The sequence below is a fragment of the Nocardia sp. NBC_01499 genome, from assembly GCF_045040275.1.
Taxonomy (GTDB): domain Bacteria; phylum Actinomycetota; class Actinomycetes; order Mycobacteriales; family Mycobacteriaceae; genus Nocardia.
Genome location: NZ_CP109426.1, coordinates 9,386,593 through 9,405,508, shown reverse-complemented (window position 1 = coordinate 9,405,508; position 18,916 = coordinate 9,386,593). Strand labels below are relative to the sequence as shown.

Annotated in this window: 21 protein-coding genes and 1 pseudogene; 10 read left to right on the top strand and 12 right to left on the bottom strand. The window is 66.3% G+C overall.

Features of this window, described 5'->3' with window-relative positions; all coding sequences use genetic code 11:
* The first annotated feature begins 49 nt into the window (after nucleotides 1–49).
* The gene (locus OG203_RS42755) at nucleotides 50–859 is read left to right on the top strand and encodes an MBL fold metallo-hydrolase (RefSeq protein ID WP_405162892.1); all 810 of its coding nucleotides are present in this window, start codon (nucleotides 50–52) and stop codon (nucleotides 857–859) included.
* A gap of 41 nt (nucleotides 860–900) precedes the next feature.
* On the opposite strand, the gene OG203_RS42750 is transcribed toward OG203_RS42755, so the two are convergent.
* Nucleotides 901–1,308: a nuclear transport factor 2 family protein gene (locus OG203_RS42750; protein ID WP_405162891.1), complete on the bottom strand. Its 408-nt coding sequence runs from the start codon at nucleotides 1,306–1,308 to the stop codon at nucleotides 901–903.
* Nucleotides 1,309–1,366: 58 nt separating this feature from the next.
* On the opposite strand from OG203_RS42750, the gene OG203_RS42745 reads away from it, so the two are divergent.
* Nucleotides 1,367–1,948 (top strand): TetR/AcrR family transcriptional regulator, encoded by a 582-nt coding sequence (locus OG203_RS42745; protein WP_405162890.1) that lies wholly within the window; start codon nucleotides 1,367–1,369, stop codon nucleotides 1,946–1,948.
* On the opposite strand, the gene OG203_RS42740 is transcribed toward OG203_RS42745, so the two are convergent.
* The 3 genes from OG203_RS42740 to OG203_RS42730 all read right to left on the bottom strand — a co-directional run bounded on the left by OG203_RS42740 (nucleotide 1,935) and on the right by OG203_RS42730 (nucleotide 3,682).
* Nucleotides 1,935–2,396 (bottom strand): SRPBCC domain-containing protein, encoded by a 462-nt coding sequence (locus OG203_RS42740; protein ID WP_405162889.1) that lies wholly within the window; start codon nucleotides 2,394–2,396, stop codon nucleotides 1,935–1,937. The two genes, OG203_RS42745 and OG203_RS42740, sit on opposite strands and share 14 nt — an antisense overlap.
* A 144-nt stretch (nucleotides 2,397–2,540) precedes the next feature.
* Complete coding sequence (locus OG203_RS42735) at nucleotides 2,541–2,978, bottom strand: hypothetical protein (RefSeq protein ID WP_405162888.1); 438 nt, start codon at nucleotides 2,976–2,978, stop codon at nucleotides 2,541–2,543.
* 116 nt (nucleotides 2,979–3,094) lie between these two features.
* Nucleotides 3,095–3,682: an MFS transporter gene (locus tag OG203_RS42730; RefSeq protein ID WP_405162887.1), complete on the bottom strand. Its 588-nt coding sequence runs from the start codon at nucleotides 3,680–3,682 to the stop codon at nucleotides 3,095–3,097.
* 310 nt (nucleotides 3,683–3,992) lie between these two features.
* Between OG203_RS42730 and OG203_RS42725 the strand changes: the two genes are divergently transcribed.
* A complete protein-coding gene (locus tag OG203_RS42725; protein ID WP_405162886.1) occupies nucleotides 3,993–4,448 on the top strand; it encodes a nuclear transport factor 2 family protein in 456 nt (151 codons plus the stop codon).
* A 45-nt stretch (nucleotides 4,449–4,493) separates the two neighbouring features.
* On the opposite strand, the gene OG203_RS42720 is transcribed toward OG203_RS42725, so the two are convergent.
* Nucleotides 4,494–5,177, bottom strand: a complete 684-nt coding sequence (locus OG203_RS42720) for an alpha/beta fold hydrolase (protein WP_405162885.1) — start codon at nucleotides 5,175–5,177, stop codon at nucleotides 4,494–4,496.
* Between the two features lie 87 nt (nucleotides 5,178–5,264).
* Nucleotides 5,265–7,994, bottom strand: coding sequence for an AAA family ATPase (locus OG203_RS42715; RefSeq protein ID WP_405162884.1), 2,730 nt, complete (start codon nucleotides 7,992–7,994; stop codon nucleotides 5,265–5,267).
* A 192-nt stretch (nucleotides 7,995–8,186) separates the two neighbouring features.
* Between OG203_RS42715 and OG203_RS42710 the strand changes: the two genes are divergently transcribed.
* Complete coding sequence (locus OG203_RS42710; protein WP_405162883.1) at nucleotides 8,187–8,852, top strand: hypothetical protein; 666 nt, start codon at nucleotides 8,187–8,189, stop codon at nucleotides 8,850–8,852.
* A 2-nt stretch (nucleotides 8,853–8,854) separates the two neighbouring features.
* Here the strand turns inward: OG203_RS42710 and OG203_RS42705 are convergent, their stop codons facing one another.
* Complete coding sequence (locus OG203_RS42705) at nucleotides 8,855–9,763, bottom strand: alpha/beta hydrolase (RefSeq protein ID WP_405168178.1); 909 nt, start codon at nucleotides 9,761–9,763, stop codon at nucleotides 8,855–8,857.
* A gap of 238 nt (nucleotides 9,764–10,001) precedes the next feature.
* Between OG203_RS42705 and OG203_RS42700 the strand changes: the two genes are divergently transcribed.
* Nucleotides 10,002–10,565 carry a helix-turn-helix domain-containing protein gene (locus OG203_RS42700; protein ID WP_405162882.1) on the top strand — a complete coding sequence of 188 codons (564 nt, stop codon included), beginning with the start codon at nucleotides 10,002–10,004 and terminating at the stop codon, nucleotides 10,563–10,565.
* Here the strand turns inward: OG203_RS42700 and OG203_RS42695 are convergent.
* Nucleotides 10,554–11,618: an FAD-dependent monooxygenase gene (locus tag OG203_RS42695; protein WP_405162881.1), complete on the bottom strand. Its 1,065-nt coding sequence runs from the start codon at nucleotides 11,616–11,618 to the stop codon at nucleotides 10,554–10,556. The genes OG203_RS42700 and OG203_RS42695 overlap by 12 nt on opposite strands.
* Nucleotides 11,619–11,621: 3 nt before the next feature.
* On the opposite strand from OG203_RS42695, the gene OG203_RS42690 reads away from it, so the two are divergent.
* Nucleotides 11,622–12,068, top strand: a complete 447-nt coding sequence (locus OG203_RS42690; RefSeq protein ID WP_405162880.1) for a TetR/AcrR family transcriptional regulator — start codon at nucleotides 11,622–11,624, stop codon at nucleotides 12,066–12,068.
* A gap of 92 nt (nucleotides 12,069–12,160) precedes the next feature.
* Here OG203_RS42690 and OG203_RS42685 read toward each other — a convergent pair whose 3' ends face one another.
* The gene (locus OG203_RS42685) at nucleotides 12,161–12,901 is read right to left on the bottom strand and encodes an alpha/beta fold hydrolase (RefSeq protein ID WP_405162879.1); all 741 of its coding nucleotides are present in this window, start codon (nucleotides 12,899–12,901) and stop codon (nucleotides 12,161–12,163) included.
* A gap of 181 nt (nucleotides 12,902–13,082) precedes the next feature.
* On the opposite strand from OG203_RS42685, the gene OG203_RS42680 reads away from it, so the two are divergent.
* Together OG203_RS42680 and OG203_RS42675 are read left to right on the top strand one after the other, a co-directional pair.
* Entirely contained in the window at nucleotides 13,083–13,685 is a 603-nt protein-coding gene (locus tag OG203_RS42680; protein WP_405162878.1) for a TetR/AcrR family transcriptional regulator, read from the top strand.
* Nucleotides 13,686–13,701: 16 nt separating this feature from the next.
* Nucleotides 13,702–14,820, top strand: coding sequence for an ADP-ribosylglycohydrolase family protein (locus OG203_RS42675; protein ID WP_405162877.1), 1,119 nt, complete (start codon nucleotides 13,702–13,704; stop codon nucleotides 14,818–14,820).
* A gap of 108 nt (nucleotides 14,821–14,928) precedes the next feature.
* Here the strand turns inward: OG203_RS42675 and OG203_RS42670 are convergent, their stop codons facing one another.
* Nucleotides 14,929–15,399: an SRPBCC family protein gene (locus OG203_RS42670; protein ID WP_405168177.1), complete on the bottom strand. Its 471-nt coding sequence runs from the start codon at nucleotides 15,397–15,399 to the stop codon at nucleotides 14,929–14,931.
* 36 nt (nucleotides 15,400–15,435) lie between these two features.
* Nucleotides 15,436–15,963: pseudogene (locus OG203_RS42665) on the bottom strand (YbhB/YbcL family Raf kinase inhibitor-like protein); the annotation flags it as partial.
* A gap of 139 nt (nucleotides 15,964–16,102) precedes the next feature.
* On the opposite strand from OG203_RS42665, the gene OG203_RS42660 reads away from it, so the two are divergent.
* Both OG203_RS42660 and OG203_RS42655 read left to right on the top strand, forming a co-directional pair.
* On the top strand, nucleotides 16,103–16,792 hold the full coding sequence (locus OG203_RS42660) for a GntR family transcriptional regulator (protein ID WP_405162876.1): 690 nt from the start codon (nucleotides 16,103–16,105) through the stop codon (nucleotides 16,790–16,792).
* Between the two features lie 512 nt (nucleotides 16,793–17,304).
* Nucleotides 17,305–18,210, top strand: a complete 906-nt coding sequence (locus OG203_RS42655; RefSeq protein ID WP_405162875.1) for a DUF1152 domain-containing protein — start codon at nucleotides 17,305–17,307, stop codon at nucleotides 18,208–18,210.
* 152 nt (nucleotides 18,211–18,362) lie between these two features.
* Here OG203_RS42655 and OG203_RS42650 read toward each other — a convergent pair whose 3' ends face one another.
* Nucleotides 18,363–18,908: a TetR/AcrR family transcriptional regulator gene (locus OG203_RS42650; RefSeq protein ID WP_405168176.1), complete on the bottom strand. Its 546-nt coding sequence runs from the start codon at nucleotides 18,906–18,908 to the stop codon at nucleotides 18,363–18,365.
* Nucleotides 18,909–18,916 lie beyond the last annotated feature (8 nt).

The following is an 18,916-nucleotide window of genomic DNA, read 5'->3' as shown; positions in this document are numbered from 1 at the left end:
TGGTGCTGGTGTAGAACGGGGGTGGGTGTACTTAGCGGATGAGGTGGGTATGAAGATCTGTTTGACCTGTGCGGTGGAGCATGATGATGCGGCGCGGAGTTGTCGTATCTGCGCGGACGAGCGGCAGTGGGTGCCTGCGGCGGGGCAGCAGTGGACGACGCTGGACAAGCTCTCGGCGGCGGGGCATCGGGTGGTGGTGCGTGAGTTGGAGCCGGATATGTTCGGGGTGACGGTTGAACCGCAGGTCGGCATCGGGCAGGAAGCTCATTTGGTGCGGACGCCCGCGGGAAATGTGCTGTGGGACTTGACCGGGTATGTCGACGAGGATGCCGCGCGTCGGGTGCGTGAGCTCGGCGAGGTGGTCGCGATCGTGCCGAGTCACCCGCACCATTACGGGGTGCAGGTGGAGTGGAGCCGGGCGCTCGGCGGTGTGCCGGTGCTTGTCGCCGAGGCCGATATGGAGTGGATCGCGCGTCAGGACGCGGTGATTCGCCCATGGTCCGGTCAGCTCGATCTGCTGCCAGGTATCACCGTGCGTCAATTGGGCGGCCACTTTCCCGGCAGCGCGGTGCTGCACTGGGCGGCCGGAGCCGAGGGCAAGGGTGTGCTGTTCAGCGCGGACACCATCCACGCCAACCCGGATCGTAAATCGGTCGCCTTCATGCGTAGCTATCCTAATCGCATCCCGCTGTCACCCGCGGTGGTCGAACGTGTCACGCGCACTGCGGAAGAGTTCGAATTCGATCGGCTCTACGACAATTTCGGCAAAATCATCGATGGCGATGCCCGCGCTGCCGTCCGCCGGTCCGCCGATCGCCACATCGGCTGGGTGCGTGGCGATTTCGACGCCCTGACCTGAGATCCGAACTCCGCCACCCGCATTCGTGACCGAGTGTTCCGTCAGCGGGTGGCGGGTTCGGGGGTGAAGCCCCAGCGTGCGGTGTCGGTGATCTGCACGAGGCGCGAAATCCGATCGCCACGAGTGGTGATGATGTGCGCGAAGGCGGCGTCGACCTCGGTGTCGCCGCTGCGCGCCGGGCCCCAATAGCGGCCGAGTACGACGACACGGTCGGTGCCGACGGGGAGGTATTCGCTGGGGTCGACGTGAATGTCGTACACCTTGCCGAGCACACCCCACATCCGTCGAATCATGTCCTCGGGCCCGTGGTGCGATCCGGCGACGCCGTGCGGCATGCCCGCGCTGATTTCGCCGACGAAGTCGTCGGTGAGCAGCGCCTCGAGTCCCTCGATGTCGACTTTGGCCAGCGCGGCGTAGAGCTGTTCGGCGGTTTCCGTTGCTGTGTTCACCATTCCTCCTTGCTAGTATTAGAGAGCCTCCTCTAATACTAGCTGTAAGATTGCTGACATGCCACGACCTGCGATATACGACACCGACCTGCTGCTCGATACCGCGGCACGGATCGTCGGATCGGCCGGCGTGGGCGGACTATCCGTCAAAGCGGTCGTCCGCGCTTCGGGCGCACCGAGCGGATCGGTGTATCACCGCTTCCCCAACGGCGCGGCGCTCAGCGGCGCGCTCTGGGTTCGCACACTCGAACGATTCCACGCCGGATTGCTGCCCCTAATGGCCGCCGACAATGCGGTCGAGGCGTGCGTCGCCGCCGCTCGTTATGTGCTCACCTGGTCACGCGACCACCCCGACGAGGCGCACGTCCTACTGGCAGGCCCCGCCGCCTACGCACCCGACCGATGGACACCCGAACAAACCATCCGCAACACCGAACTCGGCTCCGCACTCCGTGCCGCGGTCGCCGCCGTTGCCGGTCGACTCGAACCAGCCGAGCACGCCACCGACAAAGTGGTGATCGCCGTCATCGATCTCCCCTACGCCATCATCCGGCGCTATCTCGGCACAAACCTCGAAATCCCGCACCATGTCGAACAACTCGTCGCCAATTCCGCCCGCGCGATAGTCACTGCGGAATAGTGGACTTCTCGGCCTCCAACAATCCATTGATATGGTCTGCCAGCCATATGACGGCGGCCTCCGACCCCTCCGCGACACGATCGGTGAATGACACCGGACTGTTGGCAACGCCATGTGCCCGATCGGGGTTGATCCACTGCGAGCGGCTGAACAGGGTCTCCTCGCCACGTTCCGCGAAGGTGTATTCAAGGGTGGCGTCATGCCCGCTGTCGTACAGCATCACGTGCCGAGGGCGCTCGTACTCGCGCACTTCCCAATACAGGTGAAAATCGACCCCGTCGGTGACGCCGTGTTCGTAGATGCGGTCGCCCAGCCGGAAGGGCCGCTCGGTGACGCCGCCGACCGACCGGGTGTACGGGTGCCACTGCGGCCAGAATCGTGCCTGCGTGATCAGGTCGAAGACAGCCTCGATCGGGCCCTGCAGAAGAACCTCGAACCGCACACTCATGACGACCTCCGGAATCGGCGCAACGACCGCCAACGCGACCTCGCTCAGCAGTAAATCCGGACATGCTGGGTACGAACGAATCATTCAACCATGCATAAAGGTCTTCGCATGGTGACCCTGGCCACTGATCGGCACGGTGCGTACTTACCGCCGGTTCCCGATTTCCTTCGTGAGGGCGATGATATCGGTCAGCACTTGGGGCGCCGCGTTGCATTCGTCGGTGGTGACGCGCTTGCTGCTGCCGTCGCGGTAGTTCACGGTCACCGCGTAGAAGTACGAGTCGCGGCAGTCGTTCGGCCCGGTGTAGGCGTCGGTCAGCGTCCGGAAGTCCGGGCTGTCGACCTTGTCGAACAACTCGCCGCGCCGCTGGTTCTGCACCGTGTCGTCGACGGTGTAGAACTGGTTGACTCCGGCGAAACCGCCGGTCTGGTTCACCTCGACGCTGGTCGCCTCGGAAGCGCTTGTCCCGGACTGACTTTCGCCGATGCCGCGGCAGCCCGCGGAGGCGAGCAGCAGCACACCGACCACAACAGCGAGAAGCAGCGGTTGCGCGAGCCCGCGGCGGGACCGAGATTCGCTCATAGCCGCAGAGTATCGGTGTGGGCACGTCAAGACAATGGTGTCCGCTCCCCAGTTGCCTTCCGGCGAGGGCGCACTGGCGTAACTGGGCACCGGAAACCTCTGCGCCACAGAATGACTCAAGATTTCGATGACGCTGACTGCCCACCTGCGGCGATGTCCGCATCGGCAATCCGCCTGCTACGAGTCGGCGTTCGGTCCGCCATCAGTAGCACGACAGCGACCGCCGCGAAGGCGACCACCCCGGCAGCGACAGTCTGCACTCGATAGTCGAGCTTGGCCACTATCGCGCTGCCCAGCGGCAGGGCCAGGGCATTCGGCGCGAAGATCAAGGTGCTCGCGGTGGCGGCTACTCGGCCGAGCAACGCGTTCGGGGTCTCGCGTTGTACGGCCGTGAACGCGGCGATGAGCGGACACGGCAGCCCCAAACCGATCGCGAGGCTACCGCCGAGGACAACGGGAAACCACGGGGTGGCGCGCGCGAGCACGCCCAGCGCGAAAAGGGCGATGCCGCATGCGGCGAACGTACGGTCGCAGGATCGGCACAGCAGCGCCCCGGCCGCGAGCCCGCTGACGACCGACCCGATACCTTGCACCGGGGTCGGTACACCGACGAGAGTGGGCGCGCGATGCAGGCCGAGGTCGAGCATCGCAAAGGTCGCGCTGCTGCTCAGGCTGGCAGCGGCCAGTGCCAGATTGGTGACCATCAGCAATCGACGACGCCGGACCCGATCGGCGACGGGGCCGAGCGCCGGACCGAAAAGCGTTGGGAGCCAAACACAGAAGCCGACCAATGCGGCGAGACTGTTTTGGAGCCGGTCAGCGTCTTGACCCAGACCCCGGCGGTCAGGAGCATCGCCGAAGTACCCCGCACTCTAAGACAGTCATCCGATGATGGGATGTGAATCGGACGACCGGGTGAGCCAGCTGAGGTGATCCATCGCACAGCGTGGCGGATCGGTCATATCGCTAAGCTATGAATCCTGGCGAATCTATCTCGGTAAGGACGGAATGGGCATGCTGGATACGGGACGCACACAGAAGATCCGCATTATCGAGCAGTTCTTCTTCCGAATCTCGACGAAGGATCTCGACGGCCTCCTCGCGCTGTGTACCGAGGACACGCAGCTGTCGATTCCTTATCAGCTGCCCGGCTTTCCGGCCTATATCGACGGTGCGGGCGAGATACGCGAGGCATGGTCGGCATTGGACCGATACGAACCGAGCACGATCACGGTCGCCAATGTCGAACCGATGCTGGATCCGAACAGCTTCCTGGTAGAAGCCAAGGGGCACATGGTTATTCGCGAAACCGGCAGGCCTTACCGCAACGACTATCTGAACATTTTCCGCTTCCGCGGCGGAAAGATTGCCGAATGGATCTGTTATCGCGATCCGACGCGACAGATTGCCGCCTTCGGCGCCGACAAACTGGCGCTGGCGGCGGAGTCGTTGACACCGATGGCGTTGTGACCACTGGCCGTTCACAGATCGCTGTGCACGGCCAACTGCCCGGGGCTACTCGGCCGCGGTTCGAATGAGGTTCGCGACGACGTCGGGGCGGGAGACGTAAATAGCGTGGCTGCCGGGGGTTTCGACGACGGTCGCGCCGATCCGTTCGGCCATGGAGGCCTGTGCGGTGGGCGGGATCATCTTGTCCTCGGTGACGCGCAGGTACCAGCTCGGCTTGAGCCGCCAGGCGGGCTCGCTCACGGCGCCACCGAGCGCCTCCAGGCCCCACGGGACCTGGGAGTCGGCCAGGAACGCGGCATCATGCTGCGAGAGGTCACCGGCGAAGGACTCGTGGAACTTGGTCCGGTCGAGGAACAGGTAGCCCTGCTGCGGCGCCAGGATCGGGGGCTGCGGTCCGTCCTGGGGGAAGCTGGCGATGAGCGTGTTCACCGACTCGCCCTTGTCGGGTGCGAAGGCGGTGATGTAGACGAGCGCGGCGACCTTGTCGTGGGTGCCCGCCTCGGTGATGACCGCGCCACCGTAGGAATGTCCGACGAGAACGACCTCGCCGTCGATGTCGTCGAGGATCTGCCGGGTGGCGGCCGCGTCGTCGGTGAGGGACTTGGTCGCGTTCTGCACCACGCGCACGCTGATTCCGTCCTTGGCGAGGTCGTCATAGACCGCCCGCCAGCCGGATCCGTCCACGAAACCTCCGTGGACCAGGACTACCGTCTTGTTCTGCGCACTCATACCGGGACTCCTCTGCACTGAATTGCTGGTCGGCACAATCGAATCTAGGTTCGTGGCAGCGACGGTGAATCCGTCAATTGACGTATATCAGCCGGGCTTCCTGCTCATCGCGTCGCGCAGTGCGCTGCGCGTGGTGATGCCGAGCTTCGGAAACACGCGGTGCAGATGGGTGGAAACCGTGCGCGCGGACAGGAACAGCCGCTCGGCGATCTCCTTGTTGGTCAGTCCTGACGCCGCCAGCTCGGCGACCGCCTGCTCCTGCGGTGTCAACGCCGAACCGCGGACCTCGGTGGGCGCGGACTCACCGGCCGCGCGCAGCTCCGCTCGCGTGCGTGCCAACCACGGAACCGCTTGCAGTTGTTCGAATACGCGCGCCGCCTTGGTCAAATGCGCTCGGGCAGCGGCGGATTCGCGCTCTCGGCGCAAGCGTTCGCCGTACAGCAGTTCTACTCGGGCACAATCGAATACCCATCGTGCACTATCCGGCGTGGTCAGCGCGTCCTCGAACAGACCGCGCCAATCGGGTGGATCGGTAACGGCGAGAGCGGCTTTGGTCAGCATCCGAAGCCTGGTGGAACGCTCGGGCAGACCGGCCGCGACGGCGGCCTCGGCGTGCGCCCGCGCCTCGACCATCCGACCGCTGCGTGCCGCCGCCTCCGTGAGATCGAGTACCAGCCACAGCGCGTGCGGTGTGTAGCGCGGAAATGCCCCCGGTGCGTTGACCGACGCGGCGTGCCGGTATGCCTCATCGAAACTCGATCGGCCGAGCGCGGAAAGGCATCGGATGTGCGATGAGTACCCGGCGTAGGTCGCGAGGCGGCGCGGCGCGGCCCACAGCAACAACTCCTCGGCGGCCAGGTCGGCGGCGTCGGTGTGGCCACGGGCCGCGTCGACGAGTGCGCGCAGGAAGCGGCCTGGCCCGGCGAGCAGTGTGTAACCGAACTCGGCACACAACTGCAGCCCCTCGTCGGTGACGTCGATCAGTTCAGCCCAGTCGCCATCGAAGAAATCGACCAGTGCGATCAAGAACAGGGCTTCGATGGCCTTGGCGACCGCGCCGCCGCGGCGACCGTCGGTGATCACTCGCCACAGGGATTCGCGGGCAAGACCGACGCGATCGACGTAGGCGGCGGCCGTCGCGACGCGGACGATCCGCAAGGGATCGGCGGAAAAGCGCAGCCCGTCGAGTGCGTCGGTGAGCTGGCGCAGTGCGGCCGGTGTCGCTTCGACCGGATTGGCGAAGACGTTGTGCAGCAACGACAAAGTGTCCGTCGGTTGCGGCTCGGCGCGGTCGAGCACATCGCTGATGTCGTCCCAGAGTTCGGGCTGCCCGCTGTAGAAGCCGACATACAGCAGCGTGTGCAAGGCCTCGACCATGGTGTCCTCGCCGACGGCGATATCACGTTCGTGAACTCGAATAGTGGCCAGTAGCAACCGATTCGCGGTGGCGGCGTCGCCCTCGTCGTTGAGCAGCTTGGCGGCCGCGGCGACCGCCACTGCCAGAGAAGGTGTTTCGCGGACCTCCGCGCGGTTCGCGTCGAGCAACAGCCGTGCCGCTTCGGCCAGATCGCCGGTGATCAACGCTCCAAGATACGCCGCGCGCGCGGTGCGCCTTGCCCGATCGGAGTCCGAGCTGCTCAGCTCCGCGGCCCGCAGCATCGCGGCCGTCGCGCGTCTACTGTCGCCATGGCGAATCATCTGCTGCGCCAACGCTTCCAGTGACGCGGCGACCTCGTCGTCGGGACCGACCGCCGCCTGCCCGAGATGCCAGGCCCGGCGCTGCGGTTCCCTGGCCAAGGCCTCGGCGAGGATGCGATGGACCTGACGGCGTTCCTCGCTGGTCGACTGCTCGATGACCGCCGCGCGGATCAGCGGATGCCGGAACTCCCACCGGCCGGTCCGCGGGTTCGCACGGACGATCCCGGCGCGCTCGGCGGCCGGTAGATCGGCACGCCCCTCCGGTGTCGGCAGACAGTCCGCCAAGGTCACGCTGTTTTCGGCACCGGCGAGAATGACGAACAACAGCATCCGCCGCGTGCCATCCGGCAATCCCGCGAGCCGATCGGCGAACATTCGCTGCAACCGGTCGGTCAGCGGCAACACCGCGGGCAGATTGGCCGGGGAGGTGCCGTTCTCGAAGGCGGCGGGCAATTCGAGCAGCGCGAGCGGGTTACCGTGCGCGTCGGCGCGCAGGCGTCGGCGCACCCGCGCGGTCAGCGCCGGATACACCGCGCGCAGCAGCGCGTCGGAGTTGTTGTCGTCCAGCGGCGCCAGGTCATGAACTCGGAAACCGCTGCGAGTGAAGCCGTCGTCGGATTCCGCGCGCACCGCGACGAGCAAGCGGATCTCGCTGCCGGTCCAGCGGCGGGCCGCGTAACTCAGCGCCATTGTGCTGGACAGGTCAAGCCACTGCACGTCGTCGACGATCAGCAGCAGCGCGGCATCCTGTTCCGCCGACGCCCGCAGCAGTGCCAGTGTCGCCGCGCCCGCGATCAGCTGCATTGGCATCGCGCCCGACGCCAACCCCATGATCACGCGCAGTGCTTCTCGATGCGCGGCACCGAGCTTGTCGATGTCGTCCAGGAGTGGGTGCAGCAGCTGATTGAGCGCACCGAACTTCAGCTCGGCCTCGTACTCGAGCGCCGCCGCCCGCAACACCCGAATGCCTTGGGACGCGGCGATATCGGCGGCCATATCCAGCACGGCGGTCTTGCCGACGCCCGGCTCGCCACGGATAACCAACACCGGCTGGTCGCCCGCTTGCCCGCGGACGAACGCCGCGACCAAGTCGTGCTCGACCTCGCGACCAACCAACACGGCGATCCCAACCCCCTTCGACAGGACTGTGCACCGAGTTAACGCCACCGGTGAACAGAAATACAAACACTTCGCTTGGCGGGCGGATCGGACACACGGGCGCTGACCTCTTCGCCGCCACCGCGTTGCCGCGGACTCGCACGACACGCTCGCCTCGACCGTTTTGTCGGTGCTCGGCATTATTCTGCGGTGATGGCCACACCTGACTCGGCACTGCGCCGCCTGCTGCGTGATACTGGAAAGTTGCTGCAGCCGTATGGGTTTCACGGCGCCGAACCCGTGTGGGTGCGGGTCGAGCCCGGTGGTGTCGCGTCCGTGGGCCGCACCAGGGTTTCCCGCACCTGGACCGGCGGACAGCAGGTGCTCAGCTTCGGCCTGGAGCTGAGCACCACGCCGACGGGCTGGTGGGACTTCGGCAACTGGCGCAACGCGCGACTAGGCCTATCTCCCACGCCACTGGAAAAAGCGACCGGTCCCGGCCTGATCGACATGCACGCCCTACCGGACGAGCTCACCACGATGTGGACGGTTCGGCTCGACCCGGACCAACCCGGCCAGCACGTGCTGCAGGCCGACATCGATGCGATCCGCGCCGAACTCCCCCGACGCGTGCACACCTACGCGCGCCGAGCAATCCGACTAGCGGAGCCCGACGGATATCTCGACGAACTGCTGACCCAACCCGACCCACAAGCCCGGATATTGGCGGCGATCGTTGTCCTGCTCGCCGACCGCGGGCCGGGACCGGATCTCGACAACGCGATAGATCAGCTCCGCAGGTGCTTCGCGGAACAAGAGCAGCCCGCCGACGCGGCAGATGCCATCGTCTACGCGCAAACCCGAGCCGCCCTGGTTTGACGCTACTGAAGATCGTGGAGCCAGGATCCCAACGCATCGGTGAACTGCTGGGAGAACGGCAGCGGTTTGCCGTACTCGGCCCCGGTCGAGGGCTGGTCGCCGATGTCTTTGAGGACATGGTCGGCCTGAGTGAGGTGTACCGACCGCAGCCGTGTGTGTTTCAGCGCGTCATCGAGACGGGCCACGTCTACGCAACGAATCTGAATGTCCTTGTCGGCGCAGCTCGTCAATACGTTCAGTGCTGCGGGCAGGTTCGACGCCATCGCGATCGGGTCGAGTTGATCCTGGGTCGCCAGCGGTTTCGAGTTCGCCGCGACAAGCCCTGCGTCGCGCAACGGTTGCGGCAGGTCGTCCGGGATGGTCCCGACGGCCCGGACTTGATCGGTGGCCGCCGATAACCCCCGCCGGATGCTGTCGCCGTCGGCTCGGGACAGCTTGCCTGCCTGTTCAGCCGTGTCCACCTGGCCGGTGATCTGCCGAGTCATCAGGTCCATCGTTCGATCGGTTTGCGGCTCGATCAGTCCGAGTGCGGAGAGGCCGGGAATGGGATCCGCCCTGTGGTCGGCGAGGGCCAGCGCGACCAGCGCCCCTTGACTGTGCCCGATGACTCCGATCTTCGAGTGGTCGATGCCCTGTTGTGCGGCAAGGAAATTCAGCGCTGCCGCGGCGTCGTCGACGATCTCGTCGTAGGACAGGTTCGACATGTCAGGGAAGGGGCCCATCCCGGTCTTGCCGGTCGACAGCTTGTCGTATCGCAAGCTGGCGAAGCCGTGGCGGGCCAGCACATCGGCGAGGTAACGCAACGTGCCGACCGAGCCGTCGACCACGGCGCTATCCCCATCGCGGTCCGTCGGTCCGCTACCGGCCACCAACAGCATCGCTGGCACCGCCCCGGTCGCGCCGTCCGGCATCCGAAGGCTGCCGGACAAGGTCAACGGGCCGTGCGCGAAGGTGACTTCGCGATCGGTACCAACCGACGGGGTTCGCGGGGACTCACTGCGAGGCGGACCGCTGCCGCATGCGCTGAGCACGACAGCAAGCACACCCACGAATCCCATCGCCAGCTTCATCCGGTTCCCCCGCTGATCTCGGCATTATCATTATCGATAATGATAATGTCCTTGCCGTCGAGAAACTAGGCTGATCCTGATGACCAGTGCCGACCTGCTGCTGCACCCGATCCGCCTGCGTATCGTGCAGGCATTTCTCGGTGATCGTGCGTTGAGCACAACCGGGCTGCGGACCGAGCTCCCCGATGTGCCGCCCGCCAGCCTCTACCGCCATGTCGCCCGCCTGGTCGACGGCGGGGTGCTCGCCGTTGTCGCCCAGCGCAGGGTGGGTGGCGCGGTGGAACGCACATACGCGCTTCGGGTCGCGGCAGCGAATGTCGGCCCGGACGACGCCGCCGAGATGACCCCGCACCAACACCGCCAGGGATTCCTCGCCTTCGTTGCCGGGCTCGTCGGAGACTTCGATCGCTATGTCGCGCAAGGAGATATCGACCCGCTCCGCGACGGCGTTGGCTATCGGATGGCTGGCATGTGGCTCGATGACGCGGAGTGGCAGGAACTGGTCCGCGATCTCGCCATCGTCTTCCAATCCCGACTGGCCAACACTCCAGGCCGCGGCCGCAAACGCCGACTCGTCGCGACCGTCGTACTTCCTGGCGCCGAATCCGACACCGCGGCAACCGAATCGGGGTCAGCGCCCTGAGGAGTCGGCTGCGCCGCCGAACATGGCGACGGCCGCGCGGCCGTTGGCCTGGTTCTCGGTGATGTACGGGCGCAGTTCTGTTTCGTAGGCGGCGAAGGCGGTCAGGTGGTCGTTGGGCGCTTCGGCAAGTGTTCGGGCCAGGGTTCTGGCGCCGATCAGGGCTTGTGAGGTGCCCATGCCGCTGGTGGGGGCTGCGCAGTAGGCTGCGTCACCGACGAGGGCGATCCGGCCTTGTGACCAGTGGTCGAGGTGGACTTGGCAGGATGAGCCGAAGTGGAAGTCTTCGGCGGTGGTCATTGCTTCCAGCAGATGTTTTGTCTGCCAACCATTTCGGGCGAAGGCGGCGCGTACGGCCTGCTCCTGGTCGGGGCGGTCGCGCCGGTCCAATTCGGGCGAGTCGGTGGCGAAGGAGAGGCTGACGGTCAGGCGGTCGCGGTCTTCGGCGCTGAAGAGGTAGATCGCGGTGGTTCCCGCGGACTGCAACAGGCCGGTGTGGTCGAGGCCGAGGTGGTTGGCGGTGGAGAATCCGGCGCCGGAAAGTCCTAGGTGGCAGAGCATTTCGTCGTGCGGGCCGAAGGCTAGTCGACGGACCGTCGAATACACTCCGTCCGCGCCGAACACCAAGTCGAACTCGCGCGCCGGGGCGTGCTCGAAGGCGACGGTGACGCCGGACGCGTGCTCGGCCAGCGCGGAGATCGAGTCGCCGAATACGTATTCGACAGTGGCCGAGGTGTTTTCGTGCAGGATGCGGGTCAGCGCACGTTTCGGTACCTCGAGTTCACCGGCGAACGATTCGGCGGGGAGTTGCCCGATCTCCGCGCCGGTCTCGTCGATCAGTGTGGTGCCGCGCATCTTCGTCTCGTGACGGCGGATCTCGTCGAGGATGCCCATCTCGGCCAGCACGTCGAGCGCCTCGCCGCGGAAATCGACGGCGTATCCGTTGTCCCGAGCGGCTGGCGCGCGTTCGACCACGGTCACGTCAAATCCGTTGCGGTGCAGGAAGTAGGCAAGAGCGGGTCCAGCCACGCTCGCCCCGGAGATCAGAACCTTCATGGGATGGACCGTAGCCCGAATTTGCCCACGACCGTCCGCGACATTGCCGCCACCGCCGGCGTGAGTCACGCCGCGATCGGCTACCGCTTCGACTCCAGGGATGCGCTGCTCACCCAGGCGCTGGTGGCGGCGGTGGACGAACTCAGCGACGAAATCGCCCGGGTCCCGGCCGACGAGCCGGAGCAGCGCTGGCAGGCGCTGATCGATAGCTTCACCACGCATCGGGGGCTGTGGGTTGCCCAACTGGAGGCGGCTGTGCAGGCCGAGCGGTCACCGGAGGTGCGAGAGCACCTTGCCGGAGGGCAGCGTGAGGGACGGGAAGGGATGGGCGGCTCCGTGCCGCTCGCATTGCTGACCGGTCTGATGATGCAGTGGCTGCTCGACCCGGAACACGCGCCGTCCGGCGCGGACGTGACCGCCGAATTGCGCTCGCTCGCAAGCGAATTCTGACGGGCGTCGACCTGGATTGTCGTATGAGAGTGGGTGACCGGTTCTCCCCTCCAGTGAGCCGGTCACCCACCCCCGCACGACCTACTTCCTGGTCATGGAGCCGCGGCTCCTGGATTGGCGCCACGCTCGGGCGCGGTGGCACGGCTGATGTCATCGATGCCGAGCCATTTGATGGCGTGTGCGGACACGATGCGCGCGAGCTCCACGGGGGCGTCGCGGGCCACGAGGTGACCGGCACTCGGCACGCTGGCGATGGTGACGCGGTGGTTGGTCTTGCGTAAGCGGTTCACGTCGGCATCGTCGAGCGGCGATCGGCCGCCGCGCACGTGCAGGATCGGCAGCTCCAATCCCGCAGCCGCGGCGACGAGTTGGTGGCTCGACGCGAGGATGTCGTCTACGAGATTCTCGTGCCGGTCACGCATTCCCCAGTCGTCGAGCCAGGAGTGCACCCGGTGCGAGTCGACATCGGGAACAACGTCAACGAGCACAAGGCCAGCGGCCCGATGCGCGGCGAACGGTTCCGCGAGGGCGGTGATGGCGGCGAGCCCGCCGAGGGAGGCGCCGACCACGACCATCGGCGCCGGCTCGCGGCGCATCATCTCGAGCACGTCATAGGCGACCGCCCGCAGTGTGGTCGCCCGCCCGGAACTGTCCCCGTGACCGCGCAGGTCGTAGGCCACTGTGCGCAGCCCGCATTTGATCATTCGCGCCGCGACCGGCGCCCAGACACCGCGGCGCTCGCCGCCCGCGTGCAGCAGCAGGACCGTTGGGCCCGTGCCGGTCACGGTGGCTCGCAGCGTGGCGTCGCGCAGGGTGAGGGTGATGTCGGTCATCGCGGCTCGCCCCAATGCCGCGGAGTCAGCTCGAATCGTCGACCGAGATCTCCCCAATTATCTTCTAGCACTTCGCATTTCCCCCGCGAAATCGTGATGTCGATCATGCGCCCTCCCTACCTTGAGTGGTCAAGGTTAGGTTACGGAGGGCTACCTTGGCTGTCAAGGTAAGGTGTCAACGGTGAACGCCACGAGAATGCGAAGGTCGCCGGAAGAGGCACGTCGGGTGATCCTCGACGCTGCGGCTTCGCTGCTGGCCGAGGGCGGCGTCGCCGCAGTTCAGGTGCGCGCGGTGGCCGCGCGGGTCGGCATGACCGACGCGGGCGTCACGCATCACTTCGGCAATCGCGAGAAGCTGCTCACCAAGCTGCTTCGACACGGTGGACGCCAGCTGCAAGCCGCGTTCCAGGAAGTCCTCGCGACGTGGCTCGACCACGGCGCCGATCTTCGCGAGCTCGTCGAGTCGCTCGAAAACCTGTACCGGCACGGCTACGGCGAACTCGCGGTGGCGATGCACGCGGCGGGATATCGCGATACGGGCAGCGGCATGCTCGATCCGGTTGTCGAAGCCCTGCATCGGCTTCGGGCGCCGGGGAGCTCCATCGATGACACGCGACTCGCGGTCGCGAACCTCCACCAGGCGATGGCGACAGAGGCGGTGTACGGCAGCGCCTTTCGGCGCAGCGCCGGCATCACCGGGACCGCGGCGAGCGAGTCGACCGGTCAGGTACTTTGGTGGGCACGTCAACTGCAACTCGCGCTCGGAATCGAAGCGGCGCAATAGGATCAACGTCGCAGCGATGGAAGGCATCCCTGCTCCTCAAGCTGACGGGCGGCCCGACGGACGGCTCGCCGACGCGGTCGATCAGGGCGCGTTGTCGCGCACACTCGAGGCGCTGCACGCGAAGCTGATCGACCGACGGCGGGTCAGCGTCGGCGACCGGCGGCTATCATCTGACACGATGCATATCGACTTGATGGTGGATTCACTTGATGGGCTGTCCGTGGGGGACGCGTTGGGTCAGCAATTCCCGGTCATGCGCCGGTCGATTTCGGACCTGCGCGCTGGCAATCTCCCGCCCGGACCGTGGGGGTGGACCGACGACACCGAAATGGCCTGCACCGTGGTTACCGAACTCGGCGAGCACGGCGGAATCGACCAGGATCGGCTTGCCACCGTCTTCGCGCGACGGTTCGATCCGAGCCGTGACTACGGCTTCATAGCCAACAGCACATTGCGGCGGATCCGGGAGGGCGCGCGCTGGCGCGAGGTGGCCGGGGCCGCATACGACAACCAGGGTTCCTGTGGCAACGGTGCGGCCATGCGGGTCGCGCCGCTCGGCGCTTTCTACGCTGGCGATCCGGAAAGGATTGCGGCCGAGGCGATCCGGTCGGCGCAGGTGACCCATATGCATCCGGAAGGTGTCGCCGGAGCGGTCGCGGTGGCGCTCGCGGCGGGTCAAGCCGCGCATGCCCGCCTGTCCGGGACTCGGCCCACACCAACAGAATTCATTACCACCGTCCTGGACCGCCTCGACGACGGTGAGACGAGCCGACTGATTCGCCGCGCCCGCACCCTGCTCGGCGGCTCCGCCGAACAGGCCGCGCACGAACTCGGCAACGGATCTCAGGTCACCGCGCAGAACACGGTGCCGTTCACAATGTGGGTCGCGGCAACGCATTTGAACGACTACCCCACCGCGATCGCCACTTGCATTGCGGCGGACGGGGATATCGACACCACCAGCGCCATCGTCGGTGGGATCGTCGCCGCGCATACCGGCACCGCCGGGGTACCGCAGATGTGGCTTGCGGCACGAGAACCGTTGCCCGACTGGTTCGATCCGCACCTGCGAACGCGACGGCGCAAGAGTTCCGGAATCGGCCGCGTTCGAAAGTGGTTGTCCGGCGCGTCGTAACCGATCGATCTCGCTGCCGCAGTTGATGTTTCGGCAGGTCTCTCGCCATACACCGACTACTCGCCCTGGGTCGCGGCCGGACAAGCGGCCGCGACCCGCGCCGGCAAGCTAGGCCTTGGCGGCGGCGGCCCTTCGGCGGACGGTGCGCTCGAGGATTCCGAGGGTGGACTTGAGGGCGGACTCCGGAACCACCGGGAAGACAAGGCGCTGCTTCCACTCCTCGTCGATCTCGGACCAGTCGTAGTACGACGTGACCAAGGTGCCCTCCTCGGTCGGCTCCAGCCGGTAGCCGTAGATGTGGCGGACCTGCGGGCGCAGGCGGCCCTCGACGGTCCAGGCGATCTCCTCGTCCGGAGTGAGCTTGGTGATGACGACCTCGACGTCGTACTTGCCAAGGGGGCGGTCCCCCAGCGCTTCCCGGTCCATGTGGACGAGGAACCGGTCGCCGGTCTGCTCGACCCGCTCCCCTTCGGCGTCGAGGAGCATGCCCGACGCGTCGATGTCCACGTGACCCTTCGGATCGGTCAGGATCGCGAAGATAGTGTCGGCAGGGGCGGGGATGAGCCGGGAAACCTCGATCCGTTCGGTGTCCCGATGCGGCGCCTCCCCCGCGAGCGGCGTTTCGGCAGTCGCGGTCAGGACCGCGCGGCCGAGGATGTGGCCGGTCATGGTGAAACCGAGAACCGCCGGAGTGGCGTCGGCCGGGACGCCGATGGACTCGACGTCGAGGGCGTGCACCACGACGAAGTAGCGGTGCGGACCGTGCCCGGCCGGCGGGGCCGCGCCGAGGAAGCGGGCCGCGCGGGCGTCGTTGGGGAGTTGGAACGCGGCCTCGGGCAGGCCCGAGCCGGTGTCGTCGCCCGCGCCTTCTGGCAGTTCGGTGACGGTGGCAGGGATGTCGGCGACCGCCCAGTGCCAGAACCCGGACCCGGTGGGGGCGTCGGGGTCGTAGACGGTGACGGCGTAGCTCTTGGTGCCTTCGGGGGCACCGCTCCAGGACAACTGCGGGGAAATGTCCTTTCCGCCAGGGACGCTGGCGGAGAGCTGCTCGGGCGACCAGGTGGCGCCGTCGGTGACGTTGGCGCTGGTAACAGTGAAGGAGTCCGCCTCGGGGAGGCGGGCGAAGGGGTTGTTGGCGCTCATCGCGTCGTTCCTTTCAAGCCGTGCTGTGGAGTGGCGGCGATGCGGCCGGCGGAGGGCCGCTGCGTCTTCCGGGATGTCGCCACTAGATCGACACTAACACAGATAATCGATTATCCAATGAATGATCTATACTTGGGGCATGATCCGGACGGACCGTGCCTCGACCTCGTCGGGGAAGACGATGCTCACCGAGCAGATCTACACCCACCTGCGGGATGCGATCATGCGTGGGGATTACGCCCCCGGTGCCGCCCTCAAACCGCAGGACCTCGCCAGAGAACAGGGCGTGAGTCTGGCCGTTGTGCGCGAGGCGCTCGTGCGGGCGGTCGGCGACGGCCTTGCCGACCGGCTGCACAACCGCGGTTTCGCCGTCCCGACGTTCTCCGATCGGCGTTGGCAGGACATCGCGGAGGCGCGGCGGACCATCGAGCCGGTGCTGCTGCGCATCTCGATCGAGCGCGGGGATGTCGAATGGGAGGCCCGGGTACGAGCCGCCCACCATCGGCTGTCCCACACTCCGGCGTTCGTGGCGGCGGAAGGTGAGTTCTACAGCGACGCATGGTCGGAAGCCCACCGAGTTTTCCATCGGACACTGCTGGAGGGGTGTGGGAATCCCGTCCTACTGGAGACCTTCGACCGGATGTGGACCGCGAGCGAGTTGGCTCGCCGGTGGTCGGCGCAGCGCAATCCCAACCGGGACGGTGCTGACGAACATCGGCGGTTGGAGGAGGCGGCGCTGGCTCGCGATGCCGACACTGCGGCGGAGACATTGACTCGGCATCTCACGTTGACCGCGACCGGGTTGACCGAGGTCCTGCGGGAGGGCTGAGACGTTCCGCGAATCTGGGTGGTCATGGCCCATCCGGATTCGACTGCACCAGTTCAGTTTCCGACGTCATGGTCGGCGAGCATCGGATGACGACACCATCATCGGCGGCCGCCGCCACATCATCATGACCACAGCGCTATAGCAACTCGGACCACGGCCACCGCGAGCACGGCTGCAATCAGTCTGCCAGACACCAGGATCGCGCCGAGTCCGACACTGCCGACCCTCTGTCCATTGATTCGTTCCCTCTCAGCACACGCGCCGCTAGACGTCACCGACGGCAAGGTGGCGGGAACGATGAAATCGGCATTAGTTCGACGCGAGCTGTCGGCCGCGATCGGCGCGTGTGGATGTCTTGCGCCGCAATGCATCCCGCACATAGGCGGGGGGTTAAGTCTGTGCACCGGGGCAGCAACCTGGCACGATGTTGTCGCCGTCGCCATCATGGCTGAATGACTTCGTTTCGCTTGGTCGAGCCACCTCTGTTTACACGTCTGCGGAGCGCTTCGAGGGTGCTGATCGCCGGGGCTGGTGGCGGATTCGATGTGTACGGTGGTCTGCCACTCGCCGTAGCACTGGAAGGGCTTGGCAAGAAGGTGCATCTGGCGAATCTGTCGTTCAGCGACCTGCGTCGGACCTCACTCGACGATTGGCTCGCGCCGGGGGTCGCGGCTGTGCGCCCCGGGACCGACGGCAATGACGATTACTTCCCCGAACGCACCTTGGCGCGATGGCTGGCGAGCACCGGTCGTGAGCCGGTCGTGTACGCCTTCCCCAAGTCCGGCGTCCGTCGCCTGCGAGCCGCCTACCGCGCGCTCGTTGATCACCTCGACGCGGATGCTTTGGTGCTGGTCGACGGTGGCACCGACATCCTGCTCCGCGGGGACGAGGCAGGGCTCGGCACCCCACACGAGGACATGACCAGCCTCGCGGCTGTGGCAGGGCTGGACGGCATCGAACGACTGGTGGTGTCGATCGGTTTCGGTATCGACGCCTACCACGGCGTCTGCCACGCCCATGTGCTGGAGAATCTCGCCGCGCTGCAACGTCAGAACGCGTTCCTCGGCGCGTTTTCCATACCGCCGGACAGCGCCGAAGCCACGGCCTACCTCGCTGCCGTCGACCACTGCCTGGCCGATACTCCGTTACGCCCCAGCATTGTTCACTCTCAGATCGCCGACGCGTTGCGCGGAGAATTCGGCGACGTCCATGCCACCGACCGCACCCACGGCACAGAACTGTTCGTGAATCCCCTGATGGCGATGTACCTGGCCGTCGACCTTCCAGCCCTCGCGCGCAGTGTCGAGTACCTACCCCTGCTCGACTCGACCGACGACGCCTACGAGGTAGTACAGATCATCGAAGCCCACCTGTCGTCCCGCCCAGAACCCCGCCCGCCCAGTGCCATTCCGCACTGACTGCGCACTGCCGTGCGCCAGCGTGAATCACCTTCGCTCGCTGGACATCCGGCGTTCGGCATACGCATCAGCGTGGCGCCCCAGCAACTGCTCGGTCTTGCCTGGTGTCATCGATCGCCTCGCGGTCCGAAGCACGGAGCAATGACAGGTGATTATCCGGTGGCGAACAGGTCGTTGACGAGTCGGTGGGCGTATTTGGCGTTCAGGCCGTCGGGGCGAAAGAGTATGCGGTACATCATGGGAGCGACTACGCGGTCGAGGACGTTCTCGGTATCGGGTATGGATTCACCGCGTAGGTGGGCTCGGGTCATGATCAGGACGATCTGTTGGGCGGCGTAGTCCGAACACTGTCCGGCGTTACCGCCGTCGGGGTCGCCGAGCAGGGCGTCGCGGATGTAGGCGCGACCCGGGGGTGAGTTCATTTCGTCGAGGAATTCCTCGGCCCAGGCGGTCAGGTCGGCGATCAGGGAGCCGTGGTCTTGCGGTTCGGTTTCCGGGCGGAGGCGTTCGACGGCGACGTCGGAAAGCAACTCGCGCAGGTCACCCCAGCGGCGGTAGATCGTCGATGGGGTGACTCCAGCGCGGGTGGCGATCATGGGAACGGTGAGCGCGTCGCGACCGGCTTCTGCCATCAGCTCGTGCGTGGCCGTGTGGACCGCCTCTTGGACGCGACTGCTTCGCCCTCCGGGACGAACCATCGGTTTGC

Excerpts from the sequence above, each read along its gene's own strand:
- OG203_RS42675 (WP_405162877.1), top strand. The coding sequence starts at position 13,702 with ATGGAAGGCATCCCTGCTCCTCAAGCTGACGGGCGGCCCGACGGACGG.
- OG203_RS42745 (WP_405162890.1), top strand. The coding sequence starts at position 1,367 with ATGCCACGACCTGCGATATACGACACCGACCTGCTGCTCGATACCGCG.
- OG203_RS42735 (WP_405162888.1), bottom strand. The coding sequence starts at position 2,978 with ATGAGCGAATCTCGGTCCCGCCGCGGGCTCGCGCAACCGCTGCTTCTC.
- OG203_RS42725 (WP_405162886.1), top strand. The coding sequence starts at position 3,993 with ATGCTGGATACGGGACGCACACAGAAGATCCGCATTATCGAGCAGTTC.
- OG203_RS42700 (WP_405162882.1), top strand. The coding sequence starts at position 10,002 with ATGACCAGTGCCGACCTGCTGCTGCACCCGATCCGCCTGCGTATCGTG.
- OG203_RS42690 (WP_405162880.1), top strand. The coding sequence starts at position 11,622 with ATGGACCGTAGCCCGAATTTGCCCACGACCGTCCGCGACATTGCCGCC.
- OG203_RS42720 (WP_405162885.1), bottom strand. The coding sequence starts at position 5,177 with ATGAGTGCGCAGAACAAGACGGTAGTCCTGGTCCACGGAGGTTTCGTG.
- OG203_RS42755 (WP_405162892.1), top strand. The coding sequence starts at position 50 with ATGAAGATCTGTTTGACCTGTGCGGTGGAGCATGATGATGCGGCGCGG.
- OG203_RS42685 (WP_405162879.1), bottom strand. The coding sequence starts at position 12,901 with ATGACCGACATCACCCTCACCCTGCGCGACGCCACGCTGCGAGCCACC.
- OG203_RS42730 (WP_405162887.1), bottom strand. The coding sequence starts at position 3,682 with ATGGTCACCAATCTGGCACTGGCCGCTGCCAGCCTGAGCAGCAGCGCG.
- OG203_RS42710 (WP_405162883.1), top strand. The coding sequence starts at position 8,187 with ATGGCCACACCTGACTCGGCACTGCGCCGCCTGCTGCGTGATACTGGA.
- OG203_RS42705 (WP_405168178.1), bottom strand. The coding sequence starts at position 9,763 with ATGCCGGACGGCGCGACCGGGGCGGTGCCAGCGATGCTGTTGGTGGCC.
- OG203_RS42650 (WP_405168176.1), bottom strand. The coding sequence starts at position 18,908 with ATGGTTCGTCCCGGAGGGCGAAGCAGTCGCGTCCAAGAGGCGGTCCAC.
- OG203_RS42660 (WP_405162876.1), top strand. The coding sequence starts at position 16,103 with ATGATCCGGACGGACCGTGCCTCGACCTCGTCGGGGAAGACGATGCTC.
- OG203_RS42740 (WP_405162889.1), bottom strand. The coding sequence starts at position 2,396 with ATGAGTGTGCGGTTCGAGGTTCTTCTGCAGGGCCCGATCGAGGCTGTC.
- OG203_RS42695 (WP_405162881.1), bottom strand. The coding sequence starts at position 11,618 with ATGAAGGTTCTGATCTCCGGGGCGAGCGTGGCTGGACCCGCTCTTGCC.